Below are 16,887 nucleotides of genomic sequence, written 5' to 3'. Positions count from 1 at the left end.
GTTATCAGTAACGTTTTAATTTCAAAAGAATAGCGTTAGTCAATGCCCTTGAAAAGAATAGCTACAGTTTCGGTTAACTCTTCTTTGCGGACTTCAACCGTTTCACCAGTCTTACGCAGTTTGATTTCTACAATACCGTCTGCGGCCTTTTTCCCAACAGTAACTCGCAGTGGCAAACCGATTAAATCGGAATCAGCAAATTTAACACCGGCACGTTCAGTTCGATCATCAACCAATACCTTGTAACCGGCCTCGGTTAAGGAGGTTTCAAGTTCATCAGTCAATTCACGTTGTTCATCATTTTTGATGTTCACGGGAATTAAGTGAATGTCAAATGGCGCAATGGCTTTAGGCCATGCAAGACCATTTTCATCAGCCGTCTGTTCAGCAATTGCAGACAGTAACCGACTCACACCAATTCCGTAGGAACCCATGATCACATCTTTTTGACGACCGTTTTCGTCAAGAACCTGAGCACCAAGTGACTCAGAATAACGGGTTCCTAATTTAAACACGTGACCAATTTCAATACCACGGTTAAACTTCAAGACGCCTTCGCCATCAGGAGAAACATCGCCTTCCTGAACCAAGCGAATGTCTGCAAACTGATCAACACGGAAGTCACGGTTCAAGTTTGCATTCAGATAGTGGAAGCCATTTTCATTGGCACCAACTGGCATGTTCATAAGATCAGCAACATCCTGGTCAGCAATAATTTTAATGTCTTCACTGACGCCAACGGGACCTAGGGAGCCAAAATCTGCACCTAAGTACTGCTCAGCTTGTTCCGTAGTTGCCATTTCTAAGTCAGTTGCATCGGCAACATTTTTTAGCTTAGTGTCATTAACTTCATGATCACCACGAATCAAGGCAACTAATGGCTCGCCATCAGCCATGTACAACATGGTTTTCAATGTCTTAGTTGTGTCGATATCAAGCCGTTTAGCAATCGCATCGATGGTTTTTTCACCAGGAGTGGCGATTTTTTCTAACTCGCGAGGTTCTTCATGTGACTTCTTCGGCACGTAAAGACTCGTGGCCGTTTCCAAGTTAGCAGCGTAATCACTACTGTCGGAATAAGCAATCGTATCTTCACCAACTGGCGCAATGGCATTAAATTCGCGCGACTCCTTACCACCCATCGCACCAGAATCCGCCAGAATTTCACGGTAGTTCAGACCGCAACGGTTAAAGACATTTCGAAAGGCAACTTCCATCTGTTTGAAAACACGGTCCAAGCTTTCAGCATCGCTATGGAATGAATAAACATCCAACATCAGGAATTCACGACCCCGCAACAGTCCGTAACGAGGACGATCCTCATCACGATACTTTTGCTGAATTTGATACATAACCAATGGTAGCCGCTTGTACGACTTCACTTCATCCCGAATAAAGCTTGTAAAAGTTTCTTCATGAGTTGGACCAAGGATCAAATCACGTTCATGACGATCCTTCAACTTATACATCGTCTGACCGTACGTGTCATAACGGCCCGACTGTTTCCAGAGATCCGCTGGCAGTAACGCTGGCGCTAGCATTTCAACGGCATCAATCTTAGCCATTTCTTCACGAACGATTGTTTCCACGTTTGTTAACACTTGGAAAGCCAGTGGCAGGTAAGCATAAACACCAGCAACAACTGGTCGAATATACCCCGCCCGTAACATCATTTGATGGCTCAAGGCCTCCGCATCACTCGGCGTTTCTTTCAACGTCGGAATTAGCATTTTACTTTGTTTCATCGATTAATTCTCCTCAATCTTCCAAAAGTTAACGACCATTGTCAGTCGTTTTAGTGAATAAAATAGCGCATGATGTCATTCCATGTGACTAGAATCATCAAGAACAAAACAAAACCAAATCCGATGATTGTAACGACACCTTCAGTTTGTTGTGACAATGGCTTACGTCGAATTGCTTCAATTAGGTTTAAAACCAGTTTACCACCGTCTAGCGCGGGAATTGGCAACAAGTTGACGATTCCCAAATTTAACGATAAGAAACCGAGCCAGTAGAGAATGCCACTCCAACCAGCCTGTGTAGCTGTGGCCGTATTGGCATAAATCGCCACCGGTCCGCCAAGGTCATTGAGACTGAAATGCGTGAACAAATGACCGAGCGCTGCAAACAACAGTACAGTCGTGTTCCAGAACCCACCAAATAACTTGGCAAAAAAGCCGGTATCGATTCCACGTTTAATGCCGACAGTCCGCGTTTTACTGCCAGAAACAGTTTTTACCTGCGGCGTTATTTTGACATCCTTAACCGTCTTTTGACCGCGCTTAATCCCAAGTGTGATGTCGCCGTGAGTATCACTGGTAATAGCGCTTGTCACAGCAGTCCAACTGTTGGTACGTTTGTTATTAACGCTGACGATTCGGTCACCCGATTTCATGCCAGCCGATTGAGCCGGCGTATTCGCTAACACCCCTGAAATTGCATTGCTATTACTAGCAACGCCGCCCATGGCGAATCCCATAATGGCAAAGACCAACCACGCCAGAATAAAATTATTCAGTGGCCCCGCAAAGTTAGTTAAAATACGATGCCACAACGTAGCAGACTGAAACTGGACGTCACGGGGTGCAATTAACACCTCTGTGCCATCTTTTTCAATGATGGTCGCATCATGGTCTACTGCATACGTCTTGACGACACTTTCATCACCATTTTCATAACCCTTTATGACCAATTGATCGACTAAATCAGACTCCGTCACAATGACAGGAATGCCATTAAACAGCGTCGTTTGATCACTAGCATTAATTCTGGTGACTTTACCAGAATCGCCCACCATTACACTGATTGGCGTTCCCGGTTGAAGTTGGTCATCCTCATCCTCGGCAGCACCGGCCATTCGAACATAGCCCCCTAAGGGCAAAATTCGAATCGTATACAACGTCCCGTTTTTGCGCGTCCAAAAAACTTTGGGACCCATTCCGATTGAAAATTCACGTACAAGAATACCTGACCGTTTGGCAAAATAAAAGTGGCCAAACTCATGCACGACCACTAAAATTCCAAAAACAATAATAAAAGCAACAATTGTTTTTACCATTCACATAGGATCCTTTCATTTGAGCAGGCTACCGTTTTAAAAATGAAAAAGCAGAAGATTAAACATCTATCTTCCTAGGTCAAATACATGCGTCTAAATCAATCCCGTCAAATGTAGGATTGGTAATACAAACAACAAACTGTCAAAACGATCCAAAATACCACCATGACCGGGTAAGATTTTGCCAGAATCCTTCACACCATAAAAACGCTTAAGAGACGATTCAACTAAATCACCCAATTGACCACAAACACTGTAAATCAGTGTCAAAACAACCATTATCGGCAAACTAAAGTGTTGTGGGAAAAAGGCAACCCAAACGCTACCAACAATGACGGCCACAATCGTGCCACCAATGGAACCTTCCCATGTTTTGTTGGGCGATATTTGGGGAGCCAATTTGTGCCGGCCTAATTTACGCCCAATCATATAAGCACCAGAATCTGTTGTCCAGATAACAAACAAAATGTAAAACAGTGTGGACAGACCTGTATTTCTAGCAGCAACAAAGTAGTAAAAGCCCATGCCAATGTACAACATTGCAAGCGTCAGTACACCAGCGTCATCAAACGAAAAATGGTTGCGCGTGAATACAGTATGTAACAGCAACAGCATCACGAAAATAAAGAATAAAAATTCGCGATTGAGGTTAGCAGGCAAAAACGCCAACCAACTCTGTGGGGCCAGTAGCACGAGTAACCCCAGAAAACTAATAATCGCTTCCGCAGACACGACCAACTTCTTTTTCATGACCAGCACTTCGCCTAACGCCACGGCACCAAGGACAATGGCTGCCAATTGAATTAGCCAACCACCGTAGACAATCACTGGAATAAAAATCAATAACGCCACAACGGCGGTAATGACACGAGTACGCATATGAAACTCCTCACTTCTGGACAAGCCTTCGCCCGTCACAAACTCTTATTTATTTTTTTGTTGTTTGACGCCACCGAAGCGACGGTCACGTTGTTGAAATTGCCTAATACAGCGACGCAATTCTGTGTCGTCAAAATCAGGCCAATACCCTTCTGTAAATACCAATTCGCTATAAGCAATTTGCCAAAGCAAAAAATTTGAAATTCGTTCTTCTCCACTAGTTCGAATTAACAAATCAGGATTATTGTATGGTGCAAGTGGGGCCGTCATTAAAGCCTGATCAACGGTTTCCGTAGTAATGTCCGCAACCTGTTGATTTCCATCAGCAACTTTTTGCGCAATTTTTTGGATAGCCGTCACGATTTCCGCCTGGCCGCCATAGTTAAGTGCAAAATTTAAAATCATGCCGGTACAATGGGCGGTATCCGCAATCGCATTGTTAACGGCTGTTTGCGTTTTTTGGGGAAGCTGATCCGTATACCCCATAACGTTAACCCGGACATTTTCTTTAACCAAATCGGGTACAAAAGTGTCAAAAAAGTCGACTGGCAGTTGCATAAGATAGTTAACTTCATTCTCTGAACGTTTCCAATTTTCTGTTGAAAAAGCATACAGTGTTAGTACCTTAATACCTAAATGACTAGCCGCAATGGTCACCTTTTTAACAGTATTCATGCCTTCCTTGTGGCCTGCCACACGTGGTAAATGTCGCTTCTGAGCCCATCGTCCGTTACCATCCATGATGATGGCAACGTGCTTAGGAATGCGTGTCTCATCGAGATCACTTGGCGAAGTTTCAGGTGCCACAGTCTTTTTTCGTCCAAACAAAACAACGTCCACCTTTCAATTCTACGTCTTTCTAGTTTAACAAAAACACCCAGTCATTACATTAAAACACAGCGAAATAAACGCAGTGAGCTTTTAAAAAATGACAAAACGTGCCCGGTTGACGGAACAGACAGCCATTATGTATGGTCGCAAAACAATAATCGCTGTCTTAAATATCTACCTCGGCATTGTATCACTTTAACGTAACTGGTAAAACTGGCCACAGTCATTACTCATTAGTAAATTGTCACCTTAAATAAAAAAAGCGACTGTGACTGGAAAAACAAATTTCCAATCACAGTCGCTTATATGACAAAAATATAGAGAGCAGTAACTAGATAGTCATTAACTCTTTCTCTTTGTCACTAGCAATATTTTCAACATTCTTAATACCAGCATCCGTAATTTTTTGAGCTTGTTCTTCAAGATCGTGCAACTGATCATCTGTAAAGTCACCATTTTTGTGACCCTTTTTTAATGAATCCATTGCATCTCGACGAACATTACGGACGGCAACTTTAGCTTCTTCAGCCTTACCATGAACTTGTTTGACCAAGTCTTTCCGGCTTTCTTCAGTCAATTGCGGAATAACCAGCCGAATAGCGTTACCGTCGTTAGCTGGATTAATTCCCAAATCAGAAGTCAAAATTGCGTGTTCAATAGCATCCAAACTACTTTTATCAAATGGTGTAATCAACAAGACACGTGCTTCCGGAATTGTGATGGAAGCCATTTGATTAATCGGTGTTGGCGCGCCATAATAATCTGCCTTAATATCAGCTAGTAAGCCGGCGTTTGCACGGCCTGCACGAATATTGCCAAGCTCACGTGACAGTGCATCACCGGCCTTGCTCATCCGTTCTTGTGCATCTTTTAAAATTGGTTCGTTAACAGCCATTTTATTTCCCCCTAACAGTTGTCCCAATATTTTCACCCTTAACAACCTTCAAAACATTGCCAGGTTCATTAAAGTTAAAGACGACCAGTGGAATATTATTATCCATTGACAACGACGTTGCTGTTGTATCCATAACATGGAGACCCTTGTTGATAATGTCCAAGTGAGTCAAAGAATCATACTTAACAGCATCAGGATCTACATTCGGATCGGCCGAATAAATACCGTCCGTGCCATTTTTAGCCATTAGAATAGCATCCGCGTTGATTTCAGCTGCTCGTAAAGCAGCAGTTGTATCCGTTGAGAAGTATGGTGAACCAGTTCCACCGGCAAAAATTACGACCCGATCCTTTTCTAAATGACGAACAGCCTTCCGACGAATGTAAGGTTCTGCAATTTGGCGCATTTCAATAGAAGTCTGGACACGTGTTGGTACATCTAAGCTTTCCAAACTGTCTTGTAAAGCCAAGGCGTTCATAATAGTTGCCAGCATACCGACGTAATCAGCTTGGGCGCGTTCCATGCCCATTTCAGATCCCGCTTCACCTCGCCAAATGTTACCGCCGCCGACAACAATTGCAATCTGCACGCCAAGGGCATAAACCTCTCTTAGTTCTTCAGCAACGGTTTTAATCTTTGGCGGATAGATTCCGAATCCTTGTTCACCGGCCAGTGCTTCACCGCTCAACTTTAACATTACACGTTTGTATTTTACATCAGCCATTAGACCAACATCCTCCTTGTCAGATCCCGTGTGGGCGTCTCATTCTACAAAAAAGGCGCACATAACGTACGCCCTGGTTTAATTACTTGATTTGACCCATAACTTCGTCAACGAAGTCATCGCTCTTCTTTTCCATGCCTTCACCGACTTGGTAACGAACGAATGAAACAACCTTGGCGTTCTTTGAGGAAACGTACTGGTCAACAGTTTGATCGCCGTCCTTAACGAATGGTTGATCATTCAATGAAATTTCAGCCAACCACTTGTTCAAACGACCGTCGATCATTTTTTCTTTGATGTTGTCTGGCTTACCAGCAAGGTCGTCTTCTTTAGAAAGAACATCCTTTTCATGGTTCAAACGGTCAGCCGGTACATCAGTCCGGTCAACATACTCTGGGTTGATTGCAGCGACGTGCATCGCAACATCCTTAGCTGTTTCGGCGTCGCCACCTTCAAGAACAACCAAAGAAGCAATTGAACCACCCATGTGTAGGTATGAACCAAATACTTGGTCATCAGTCTTATCAACGACTTGGAAACGGCGCAAACTAATCTTTTCACCTGTTACTTGTGTAGCAGAGATGATTGCATCGCTTAACGTTTCGCTGTCATTAGCTTTCAACTTCAAAGCGTCTTCAACAGTAGCAGGTTCTTCCAAAGCAATTTGGTCGCTAACTGTTTGTAACAGATCTTTGAACGTGTCATTTGAGGCAACGAAGTCTGTTTCTGAGTTTAATTCTACAATTGCTGCCTTGTTGCCATGAATAGCAACTTCGGTCAATCCTTCAGCAGCAATACGGTCACTCTTCTTTTCTGCCTTGGCGATACCCTTTTCACGTAAGAAATCTAAGGCCTTGGCTTCGTCACCATCAGTGGCAACTAATGCCTTCTTAGCGTCCATGATACCAACACCGGTTTTTTCACGTAATGCTTTAACTTGAGCTGCTGTAACTGCCATCTTAGTATGGCCTCCTCATAATTTTTAATAAACCTAGTAATTTGAGAAAAAGACTGCCTATCAATCTCAGGCCACAACGGTCTCAACTGATAGACAGCCTAAGGTTTTATCGCTTAGTTGTTTTTTTGCTTGTTGTCGCCTTCAACAGCATCAACGATGTCTTCCATCGAATCGCCCTTAGCAGCGGCTTGTTGTTGATCGTCAGCACCTTGGTCTTCACCTTGACGGCCTTCGATAACAGCATCAGCCATCTTCGAAGAGATCAGACGGATGGCACGGATAGCATCATCGTTTGAAGGAATGATGTAGTCAATGTCGTCTGGGTCAGTGTTCGTGTCAACCATAGCAACAATCGGAATGTTCAACTTGTGTGCTTCTTGAACAGCAATTTGTTCCTTACGAGGGTCAACAATGAACATAACATCAGGAATACCAGGCATATCTTCGATACCACCAAGGAATTTTTCAAGCTTTTCACGTTGCTTAGTCAACAAAGCAACTTCCTTCTTTGGCAGACGATCAAATGTACCGTCTTCGTCCATCTTCTTCAAGTCCTTCAAACGCTTGATCCGTGTTTGAATGGTGTTCCAGTTAGTCAACGTACCACCAAGCCAACGGTGGTTAACGTAGTACATACCGGCACGAGTTGCTTCTTCTTCGATTGAGTCTTGAGCTTGCTTCTTAGTCCCAACAAATAAAATGTTTGAACCCTTAGCAGCTTCATCCTTAACAAAGTTGTAGGCAACGTCAGCCATCTTAACCGTCTTTTGCAAGTCAATGATGTAGATACCGTTACGTTCAGTAAAAATGTAACGCTTCATCTTTGGGTTCCAACGACGTGTTTGGTGACCGAAGTGGACACCAGCTTCAAGCAATTGCTTCATAGAAATAACAGCCATGTGTTAAATCCTCCAAAATATAATGTTTTTCCTCCCCAACGCTCATTTGCACAGATCACTCATCCCTGAGCACCGATTTGCGCATCACGCTAGGTGTGAATTGGTTTTGAACCGACAATTAGTATACCAAACGCCAAGTGCTGTGACAAGCATTAAATCACCTGATCTTCAGAGGCACCTGTTTGAATCAAACTCAAATTATGATCGAGTGAAACGGTCACCATGTTTTTTACGGCCATATTTGTATAAAAAGCAATGTGAGGCGTCATTAAAACGTTCTCGCGAGCAAACAAATTGTTAAAGGTTGGATCATCAATTTGTTGACCTCTTAAATCGTGATTAAAAATGGGCAGTTCCTTTTCATAAGTATCTAAGGCGGAGCCTGCGACCTTACCACTATCCAACGCTGTAATCAGCGCCTGACTGTCAATCAACGTGCCGCGTCCTGCATTGACAATCCAAACACCGTCATTCATCTGATCAAAAGCATCCTGATCCAGCATGTGAAAATCATCTTTAGTTGCTGGCGCATGTAATGTGATCACAGTGCTGGCCTGATATAAATCGGCCAATGTGTCAACATAGATGCCCTCTTTTTCCAATTCAGGATTATGGTAAACATCATAGGCAACGACTTTCGCGCCAAAGCCACGGTATATTTTAATTGCCGCTCGGCCAATTCTGCCAGTGCCAATCACACCAACTGTTTGTTGATTCAACTCCTGTGAGACATCTGGTGCCCAGCGAAAATCCTGAGCGTGAATTTTAGCTTCAAAACGACGCGTGTTGCGCAACAACTGCAATAACTGGCTAACTGTGAATTCCGCAATTGCCGCTGGGGAATAGGCAGGCACATTAGTCACCTTAATACCTAATTTTTTTGCAGTATCGAGTGCCATGGCATCCGTGCCCACGATTCGCGACGACACTGCTCGCACATTTTCTTTGACCAGTCGTTCAAATACCGCTGGCCCTACTGGATCCGTTTGTAAAATGCTAATCCCATCACAACCAGCTGCCTCATCAACGGAATGTTCATCTAAAATAGCCGGTGTCAACGAAACAGTTACTTCTGGATGTGCTGCCTGCCAAGTTTTAAAGTAAGGCTTTTCGTCGTCTCGCACGCCATAAGCTAGAATTTTCATAACGTTTATTCCTCCAAGTAAAATTGACAACTATTTCAATTTTTGAATACCAATTTAGCTTAGCACAAAACTAGCCCCATCCTCGCTAAAAGAATGGCACACTCACCACCGTTTAATGACACAACTGGCTAGTCTCGCTAATTACTAATCATGATTTTCAAATGGGTTGGCATGATGATCCTGAAGGAAAGCAATTTTTTTGGCTCGTGATTGATGTTTAAATGCATACTCAGCCTTTAGCGCGCTAGATTTATCTTCGAACGCTTGTGCATAAATCATTTTTAACGGGTGACGAAATGCTGGTCGTGTGTACTTGGCTCCCTTGCCAGCCTGATGAGTTGCAAAACGTCGGCCGACATCGTCTGTAAAGCCACCGTATAGCGTGTTGTCGGCACAAAGTAACACATAAAAATAATAAGGCTTTGACACTGTTATTGCGCCTCGTTTCCGTAAAGCAATTCACGAACATGACCAACATACTTACCTTCGTTGTCGGCCACAGTCAACGGTGGTAACACTTTTAAACCATTTGTTTTGCCGTCTTTGATAGCGTCCACTAGGAACATATTGGCTTCACGCCCTGGTTTGGGGTACACAAACTGCAACCGTTTGGGTGCCAAACGAGCAGCCTGTAGGAGCGTCATCATTTCCAAAAAACGATCTGGTCGGAACACAAAATACGCGTGGCCGGTCATTTTTAGCAATCCTGAGGCTGCGTTAATCACATCCGCTAACGTTGTCGTCAGCTCATGCCTTGCAATAGCGTAATGTTCATTGGGATTTTTTTGAGATGTCGGCGCATCAACGAAATAAGGTGGATTACAGGTCACGACCGCAGCCGAATCAGGACGAATAACCGCCGTCACATCTTTAAGATCCATTGTCAGAACTTCCGCCCGTGTAGTCAAACCATTAAGACTAATTGAACGCCGAGCCATGTCGGCTAGACGTGGTTGAATCTCAACCATTTTTATTGGCCCTTTTGTTTTAGGACTGAAAAACAAACCGACCGCCCCGTTGCCCGCACATAAATCGACGGTTAATCCTCGCCTGGTTCTGTCGGGATTGGCAAAATCAGCTAGTAGAACCGCATCTAGTGAAAATGAAAAAACGGTTTTGCTTTGAATAATTTTAATATCGGCACCATATAACTGGTCAATTCGTTCATCTGGCAGTAAGTTAGGTTCCATTAATGTGTTCACTTCTTTCACAGACTGTTTCAACCTTGCATTCTAAGGTCATCTTCGTCATACTCTTATCAGAATTATTATGGTCTAGCCTAGCAAATGCAAGTAGATTTCCAAATACCATGGCGACCAGCTTTGTTTATGTCAGTAATCAACGGGGTTGACGAATTTCAACTTATTTTTTAAACTAAGGCCAATGTTTCGACATTCGGGAAACGTCAATCACATTAAATTATCAGCTTTTTAGATTACCTATTTTTAAAAACATTTAAGACTTGGAGGCACCGCCTTGTTCTATTCATTTATTCGTGTTGTCGCCCGCATTATCCTGCTAATCGTTAACGGGCGACCAAAAATCACACATAAAGACCGCTTGCCAGAAGGAACCTACATTCTTGTGGGGCCGCACCGAACTTGGTTTGATCCGATTTATTACGCTCTAGCCGCATCACCTCGAAAATTCTCGTTCATGACCAAAAAGGAACTCTTCAAAAATCCAATCATCCGTTTTGTGCTCAACCATGCCAATGCCTATCCGGTAGACCGGGATCACCCAGGTCCTTCAGCCATCAAGACCCCGGTCAAGATTCTAAAGCAAGGTGAACTGTCGACAATCATCTTTCCTTCTGGCACTCGTCATTCCAGTGAAATGAAAGGTGGCGCCACAGTCATCGCTAAACTTGCTGGTGTTCCTTTGGTTCCCACAGTTTATCAAGGGCCATTGACATTTATGGGATTATTCAGTCGCAAGCGTGTCAAAATTAGTTTCGGTGAACCGATTTATATTGACCGTAAATTCAAAACAGATGATGCCGGCCAACAACAAATTGATCAACAAATGCAGGCTGCCTTTGATGCTCTGGATAAAGAAATTGATCCGTCCTTCCACTATGTGGATCCAAATCAAAAGCTCTATGAAGAATATCAACAAAAACAAGCCGCAGAGAAAACTGAAGAAAAAGTCGAAGCTGAACATTTGGCAGAGTTAACTAAGCCAGAAGTCCACAACAACCGTAAATCATAATTAACCAAACACAACATAATCATTGTCCTTAAAAAAGTGTACTGATGATTCCAGACTTGGAATCGTCAGTACACCTTTATTTTTATCCTATCCAACGCGCAGTCTCATTCATACCTTCACTCAAGCCTGAGGCTCAGCGCTGGGATCATTTTCTTCGCTGTTAAGTAGTGCCTCACGTTGATCTGCATCAACTGCTGTTTGCAACCTGTACATATCATAGTAGCGCCCTCGCTTAGCCAGCAAATCATCATGCGTGCCTCGCTCAACGATTCGACCTTGATCCAGTACCAAAATTTGATCAGCATTTCTAATCGTTGACAGCCGGTGCGCAATTGCAATCGTGGTCCGCCCACTTTGCAATTTTTGAAGACCGTCTTGAATAAGTGCTTCAGTTTCTGTGTCGATGTCAGCCGTTGCCTCATCCAAGATAAGAACCTTTGGATTATGTGCCACCGTGCGTGCAAACGACAACAGTTGTCGCTGACCACCGGAATAGCTGGCACCACGTTCAATGACACGGGCATGATATTTGTCAGGCAATTGATCAATAAAACGATCTGCCGACACAAAACGCGCGGCGTCTTCAACTTGTTGATCACTGATATTGTCGTCAAACATGCGGATGTTTGACGCAATGTCGCCGTAAAACATAAACGAGTCCTGAAGAACAAGCCCAAAACGTTGACGCAATTCAGTCATACTGTAATCCCGGATGTCACGATCATCAATCAAAACTTGGCCTGAACCAAATTCATAAAACCGCATCAAAACATTTATCGTTGAAGATTTACCAGAACCCGTGTGACCAACCAACGCAACCGTCTGTCCTGGCTCAACGGTGAAGGAAACGTCGTGTAACACATCATGTTCACCATCATAACTAAAGTTAACGTGTTTAAACTCGATTTTCCCTCTAGTAATTTTAGCACCTTCAACTGGATGTTGTTGTGGCGCGAGTGTTTGATCATCCATCACCCGCAAAACCCGTGAACCGGCAACAATACCGTCTTGGAAGTCGGAGAGCGAATCCATCATGTTCGCCATCGGATTGTAAAAATTGCTAAGGTATTGAACAAACGCATAAATCGTACCTGCAAGAACAAAGTGATGAAATGCATCGATACCAAACATCCATAGGACGGCAACTTCACCCAGAGCAAACAGTAAATCAATAATTGGGCCAAGTAATAGTGAATTGGTACGAATCATTGCCCGCCTTGTATCAAAATAGGCTTGATTGGTTTGTTCAAATTCACTGTTCATTCGGTGTTCCTGGCGAAATTCCTGAATCACCGCAATTCCGTTAATGGACTCTGCTAGTTTAGCGTTCAGTTCACTCAGTCGTTCACGCATAGACCGATAGACCCGACTACTAAAATGCTGATAATACCAAATCGCAAAAATTAATATCGGTAAGAAAGCCAGTACAACCAGCGAAACTTTAACGTTTGTTCGGTACATGGCATAAAACGATGTAATCACTGAGAACAACGCCACAATAGCGGCAGCAAACAGTGCCCAGAATGTCTGAAATGACATCGTATCATTCGTTAGTCGCGATAATATTGATCCGGCCGGTACTTGGTCAAAGTAGCGCATTCCAAGTGTGTGGAGCTTACGGAACATCTTAACACGCACATTTTCAAGCATCCGTTCGCCACCCATGGCATACAAGAATTCCTGACCAAACTGAAAAATTGCTTTGATAATCGTCCCAAGAAAATAAAATCCGGCAAAAAAGAGGACAACGCGCAATCCTGAATTATGCACCCTTAAATACTGATCCATATACGTCGACATCAACTTTGGCAACAATACATTAATTAAACTAACCAAAAAGGCAAAGACAATTGCCCAGATGAAGTCCCATTTATAGGGTGCCGCATAAGGTAATAAACGCTTAATAACAGTTGTCTGTTCTTTCATCGACATACTTCGAGCCCAGACCGACTCATGATTATTTTGTGCCATTAATCATTGCCACCTCCAATCGAATCTGACAATTGCTGCTGGTCGTACATTCGTTTGTACCAACCATTTTGGGCCATCAGTTCGGCATGGGTGCCTCGTTCGCTAATATGCCCATCCGTCATCACTAAAATTTCATCAGCATTAACAACCGAACTTAAACGATGCGCGGCAATAATCGTTGTCTTGCCAGCTCGGTTAATACCCAAACGTTCAAGAATTTGAGCCTCAGTTTTGGCATCAACCGCCGACAACGCATCATCCAAAATCAATACCTCAGGATCGATCACTAACGCTCTGGCAATAGCTAACCGCTGTTTTTGACCACCAGACAGTGAGACCCCTTCTTCGCCAATTTCCGTTTGATAACCGTCCGGCATGTTACTAACCTCGGTATCAAACGCAGCCGTGTAAGCAGCATTTTCAATGTCTTGATCACTCAAATCAGGGTTTGCAAAAGCAATGTTGCCTTTCACAGAAGCTGAAAACAAAAAACTATCCTGTGGCACGTAACCAATAGAACGAATATAAGCATCCAACGTGTAATCACGAATATCATGACCACCCATTTTAATCGTGCCTTGATAATCGTCAAACTGACGTAGAAGTAACTTAATAATGGACGACTTGCCGGCCCCAACACGGCCAACGATGCCCAATGTGTGACCCGTAGGCAAAGAAAAATCAACATTTGTCAACCGTGGTTGCTTCTCATCAGGATAGTTAAATGCCTTGACATCAAAATTAATGGTGCCTGTTGCTGGCTGTTTAATCCCATCCGTTTTTTCAACGATGCTAGACTTTTCGTGCAATAAAAAGTTAACCCGGTCATAGGAAGCGTTCCCACGTTCCATAGTGTTGAATAGTTGACCAATTGCAAACATTGGCCAAACTAGCATACCAACGTAGGCAATGAACGTCACCAATTGTCCAAGTGAGATCACCCCACTGGTGACATATCGACCGCCTAAGACAATTGTCGCCACGTAAGACAAACCAATAATCACTGTAATCAATGGATCAAACATCGCATCCAAGAAATTGGTGTATCTGTTGATTTTGATGGTGTCCTGAACCTGCCCTTCAAAATCCGCTTCATCCTGTTTTTCTTGACCTAATGTTTTAATAACCTTAATGCCTTCAATACTCTCTTGGGCCTTGTTGTTTAAACGAGAAAAAGCGGCCTGTGACTCGCCAAAGGCCACATGAATTTTCGTTCCCACATACCGAGCCACAATCGCAATCAACGGCAATGGCAGGACGGCTAAAATAGTGAGCCGCCAATTAACCATGATCATCATGGCAATCAATGTGGTACCACCCGTGATAATGGAATCGGCAAACTGAAGGATCCCGCCACCAGCAACTCGTTGGACGGCCGATAGATCATTGGTCGCATGGGCCATCAAATCGCCAGTTCGATACCGTTGGTAAAAAGCGGTATCCATTTGCATAAAATGCCAGTATAGCCGCTCTCGTAGTGTTCGTTCGAGATTAGCTGCACCTCCCCAAATAGCCGTCCGCCACAAAAAACGGGCTGCGTATGCTAACAGGGCCGTAACAGTCATGACACCAAGGGCTAGAACAAGTTTTCCAGCAGTCAGCGTACGCTTATCCATTAAATCAACCAACATACCAATAATTCTTGGCGGAATGATGCCCAGTAAGGCGGTTAACAGTAAACCAATCACACCCCAAAAATATGTTCGTCGCTCAGCCTTAAAGTACCAAGCAAGTTTTCTAAAAATCGACACCAAGGTCACCAACTTTCCAATAACGCACAATTTAAAAAAGAATATAAAAAACGGGCAGGAGTAATCCAGCCCGTTTAATCAATTACATTAATCAGAATTAGCCCTTTCGTGCTTGACTCTGCATGGTTGACAGCATTTGCTTCAACTTCTTTTCAGAAGGCTTTTGCCCCATTTGCAGCATCATCGTCCGTAGCATTTCTTCAGTAATCGGAGGATTATTCTTAAGGTAGTTTTGCATGTAGCGGCGCGCAAAGAAGAAGCCACCAACAACACCGGCGACTGCCGCTAAAATAACGATTAGAATCCACAACCCTGTTGACATCGAAATAACCTCCTTCCATAGATGAATTACATTAAATAATACTACACAACATCAACGCGCTTGAAAACCCTTTAATGCCAAAAAAGCAAATTAATCGTCTCGCAAACCTTTTTTGCGTTGAACATCCTTCACTTTTTCTGGCGTAACTTCTTTACCGTCCTTGTCGAATACTTGCATCATTTCAACTTGTGACCGGAACGCCTTTCTAAAGTTGGCTAAAAAGGCCTCGCGAAGTTTCTTTTGTTCAACTTTCTCTTCATCGGTCAGTCCCGTTGTCTTTTGTTTATGAGCAAGTTCATTAATCCGGGCACGTAATTTTTCTGATTCCATTGATTCTGCCCCTCCTTATCATTTATCCAAGGCTTCGACTGACCATTATACAAGAAGAAGCCAAAAAGTGGAAAAGATTTGCAGTAAAGCGAACATTTGTTTGACCGAGAGCAAAAAATGTGCTAAGTTTTAACTATCAAAATCGCGTAGCTCCGCCAACCGGACCCACCACGAACACGTTTTCACATTTGTTCGCGGCTACGCAAAAATAAGACGAGGTGTTGACGAACATGTCAAGAAGTTCCGAAAGCAAACAAATTGCGGTACTCCGCTTTATCTATGAACGTGTTAATGAAAAAGGTTATCCGCCGACCGTTCGTGAAATTGGTGAAGCAGTTGATTTATCCTCTACTTCTACAGTTCATGGACATATTGATCGTTTACAAAAAAAAGGATTGCTGGTTAAGGATCCTACTAAACCACGCGCCATTGAACTAACGGACGCTGGTTTGCAAACGCTTGGCGTGTCAACGACACCAAACGAAATTCCAGTCTTAGGTGTCGTTGCTGCTGGCGAACCAATCTTAGCAGTCCAAGATGCTACCGACTATTTCCCGGTTCCACCAGAGCTAACCGAATATGATGGCGACCTCTTTATGCTTACCATTCGTGGAGACAGTATGATTAATATGGGAATTCTCACCGGTGATCGTGTCATTGTTCGACGTCAACAAAACGCCGACAATGGGGATATTGTTATTGCAATGACCGATGAAAATGAAGCCACCTGCAAACGTTTCTTTAAAGAGTCTGATCACTATCGGCTCCAACCTGAGAACGATAACATGGCCCCTATTATTTTGAACAATGTCACAATTTTAGGTAAAGTTGTTGGTCTCTATCGTGATTCAGTTTATTAATGTCAAAATTACGGCAGAAAAAAATGAGGTTTAACCACAAATGAGTGGTT

17 protein-coding genes are annotated in these 16,887 nt (G+C 43.4%); 2 read left to right on the top strand and 15 right to left on the bottom strand.

Annotation, left to right across the window (positions count from 1 at the left end):
- Window positions 1-35: 35 nt before the first annotated feature.
- The 11 genes from LDK34_RS05435 to LDK34_RS05385 form a co-directional block, all read right to left on the bottom strand.
- Window positions 36-1,745, bottom strand: coding sequence for a proline--tRNA ligase (locus tag LDK34_RS05435; protein WP_178942436.1), 1,710 nt, complete (start codon window positions 1,743-1,745; stop codon window positions 36-38).
- 50 nt (window positions 1,746-1,795) lie between these two features.
- Window positions 1,796-3,061 carry an RIP metalloprotease RseP gene (rseP, locus tag LDK34_RS05430; protein WP_178942435.1) on the bottom strand — a complete coding sequence of 422 codons (1,266 nt, stop codon included), beginning with the start codon at window positions 3,059-3,061 and terminating at the stop codon, window positions 1,796-1,798.
- 93 nt (window positions 3,062-3,154) lie between these two features.
- Entirely contained in the window at window positions 3,155-3,940 is a 786-nt protein-coding gene (locus LDK34_RS05425) for a phosphatidate cytidylyltransferase (protein ID WP_178942434.1), read from the bottom strand.
- A 45-nt stretch (window positions 3,941-3,985) separates the two neighbouring features.
- Window positions 3,986-4,768, bottom strand: coding sequence for an undecaprenyl pyrophosphate synthase (uppS, locus tag LDK34_RS05420; protein ID WP_178942433.1), 783 nt, complete (start codon window positions 4,766-4,768; stop codon window positions 3,986-3,988).
- A gap of 334 nt (window positions 4,769-5,102) precedes the next feature.
- The gene (gene frr, locus LDK34_RS05415) at window positions 5,103-5,666 is read right to left on the bottom strand and encodes a ribosome recycling factor (RefSeq protein WP_017261988.1); all 564 of its coding nucleotides are present in this window, start codon (window positions 5,664-5,666) and stop codon (window positions 5,103-5,105) included.
- Window position 5,667: 1 nt separating this feature from the next.
- On the bottom strand, window positions 5,668-6,390 hold the full coding sequence (gene pyrH, locus LDK34_RS05410) for a UMP kinase (protein ID WP_017261989.1): 723 nt from the start codon (window positions 6,388-6,390) through the stop codon (window positions 5,668-5,670).
- 82 nt (window positions 6,391-6,472) lie between these two features.
- On the bottom strand, window positions 6,473-7,348 hold the full coding sequence (gene tsf / locus LDK34_RS05405; RefSeq protein WP_161003104.1) for a translation elongation factor Ts: 876 nt from the start codon (window positions 7,346-7,348) through the stop codon (window positions 6,473-6,475).
- A gap of 113 nt (window positions 7,349-7,461) precedes the next feature.
- The gene (rpsB, locus tag LDK34_RS05400; RefSeq protein ID WP_017261991.1) at window positions 7,462-8,247 is read right to left on the bottom strand and encodes a 30S ribosomal protein S2; all 786 of its coding nucleotides are present in this window, start codon (window positions 8,245-8,247) and stop codon (window positions 7,462-7,464) included.
- Window positions 8,248-8,399: 152 nt separating this feature from the next.
- Window positions 8,400-9,392: a D-2-hydroxyacid dehydrogenase gene (locus LDK34_RS05395; protein WP_178942432.1), complete on the bottom strand. Its 993-nt coding sequence runs from the start codon at window positions 9,390-9,392 to the stop codon at window positions 8,400-8,402.
- Between the two features lie 144 nt (window positions 9,393-9,536).
- Window positions 9,537-9,821, bottom strand: a complete 285-nt coding sequence (locus LDK34_RS05390) for a GIY-YIG nuclease family protein (RefSeq protein WP_178942431.1) — start codon at window positions 9,819-9,821, stop codon at window positions 9,537-9,539.
- Between the two features lie 2 nt (window positions 9,822-9,823).
- Window positions 9,824-10,582, bottom strand: coding sequence for a tRNA1(Val) (adenine(37)-N6)-methyltransferase (locus tag LDK34_RS05385; RefSeq protein WP_178942430.1), 759 nt, complete (start codon window positions 10,580-10,582; stop codon window positions 9,824-9,826).
- A gap of 286 nt (window positions 10,583-10,868) precedes the next feature.
- Here LDK34_RS05385 and LDK34_RS05380 point away from each other — a divergent pair, with 286 nt between their 5' ends.
- A complete protein-coding gene (locus LDK34_RS05380) occupies window positions 10,869-11,603 on the top strand; it encodes a lysophospholipid acyltransferase family protein (RefSeq protein ID WP_178942429.1) in 735 nt (244 codons plus the stop codon).
- A 120-nt stretch (window positions 11,604-11,723) separates the two neighbouring features.
- On the opposite strand, the gene LDK34_RS05375 is transcribed toward LDK34_RS05380, so the two are convergent.
- The 4 genes from LDK34_RS05375 to LDK34_RS05360 all read right to left on the bottom strand — a co-directional run bounded on the left by LDK34_RS05375 (window position 11,724) and on the right by LDK34_RS05360 (window position 15,977).
- Window positions 11,724-13,574 carry an ABC transporter ATP-binding protein gene (locus tag LDK34_RS05375; protein WP_178942428.1) on the bottom strand — a complete coding sequence of 617 codons (1,851 nt, stop codon included), beginning with the start codon at window positions 13,572-13,574 and terminating at the stop codon, window positions 11,724-11,726.
- Window positions 13,574-15,325, bottom strand: coding sequence for an ABC transporter ATP-binding protein (locus LDK34_RS05370; RefSeq protein ID WP_178942427.1), 1,752 nt, complete (start codon window positions 15,323-15,325; stop codon window positions 13,574-13,576). The genes LDK34_RS05375 and LDK34_RS05370 overlap by 1 nt, the downstream gene beginning before the upstream one ends.
- 97 nt (window positions 15,326-15,422) lie before the next feature.
- On the bottom strand, window positions 15,423-15,647 hold the full coding sequence (locus LDK34_RS05365) for a YneF family protein (RefSeq protein ID WP_178942426.1): 225 nt from the start codon (window positions 15,645-15,647) through the stop codon (window positions 15,423-15,425).
- Between the two features lie 90 nt (window positions 15,648-15,737).
- Window positions 15,738-15,977, bottom strand: coding sequence for a DUF896 domain-containing protein (locus LDK34_RS05360; protein ID WP_161001204.1), 240 nt, complete (start codon window positions 15,975-15,977; stop codon window positions 15,738-15,740).
- Window positions 15,978-16,207: 230 nt separating this feature from the next.
- Between LDK34_RS05360 and lexA the strand changes: the two genes are divergently transcribed.
- Window positions 16,208-16,837, top strand: coding sequence for a transcriptional repressor LexA (gene lexA, locus LDK34_RS05355; RefSeq protein ID WP_017262000.1), 630 nt, complete (start codon window positions 16,208-16,210; stop codon window positions 16,835-16,837).
- Window positions 16,838-16,887 lie beyond the last annotated feature (50 nt).

It is taken from the genome of Furfurilactobacillus milii (genome assembly GCF_021654115.1).
GTDB classification, from domain to species: domain Bacteria; phylum Bacillota; class Bacilli; order Lactobacillales; family Lactobacillaceae; genus Furfurilactobacillus; species Furfurilactobacillus milii.
Note: the sequence above shows the minus strand (reverse complement) of the source record. Positions and strands in the feature narration are given on the sequence as shown.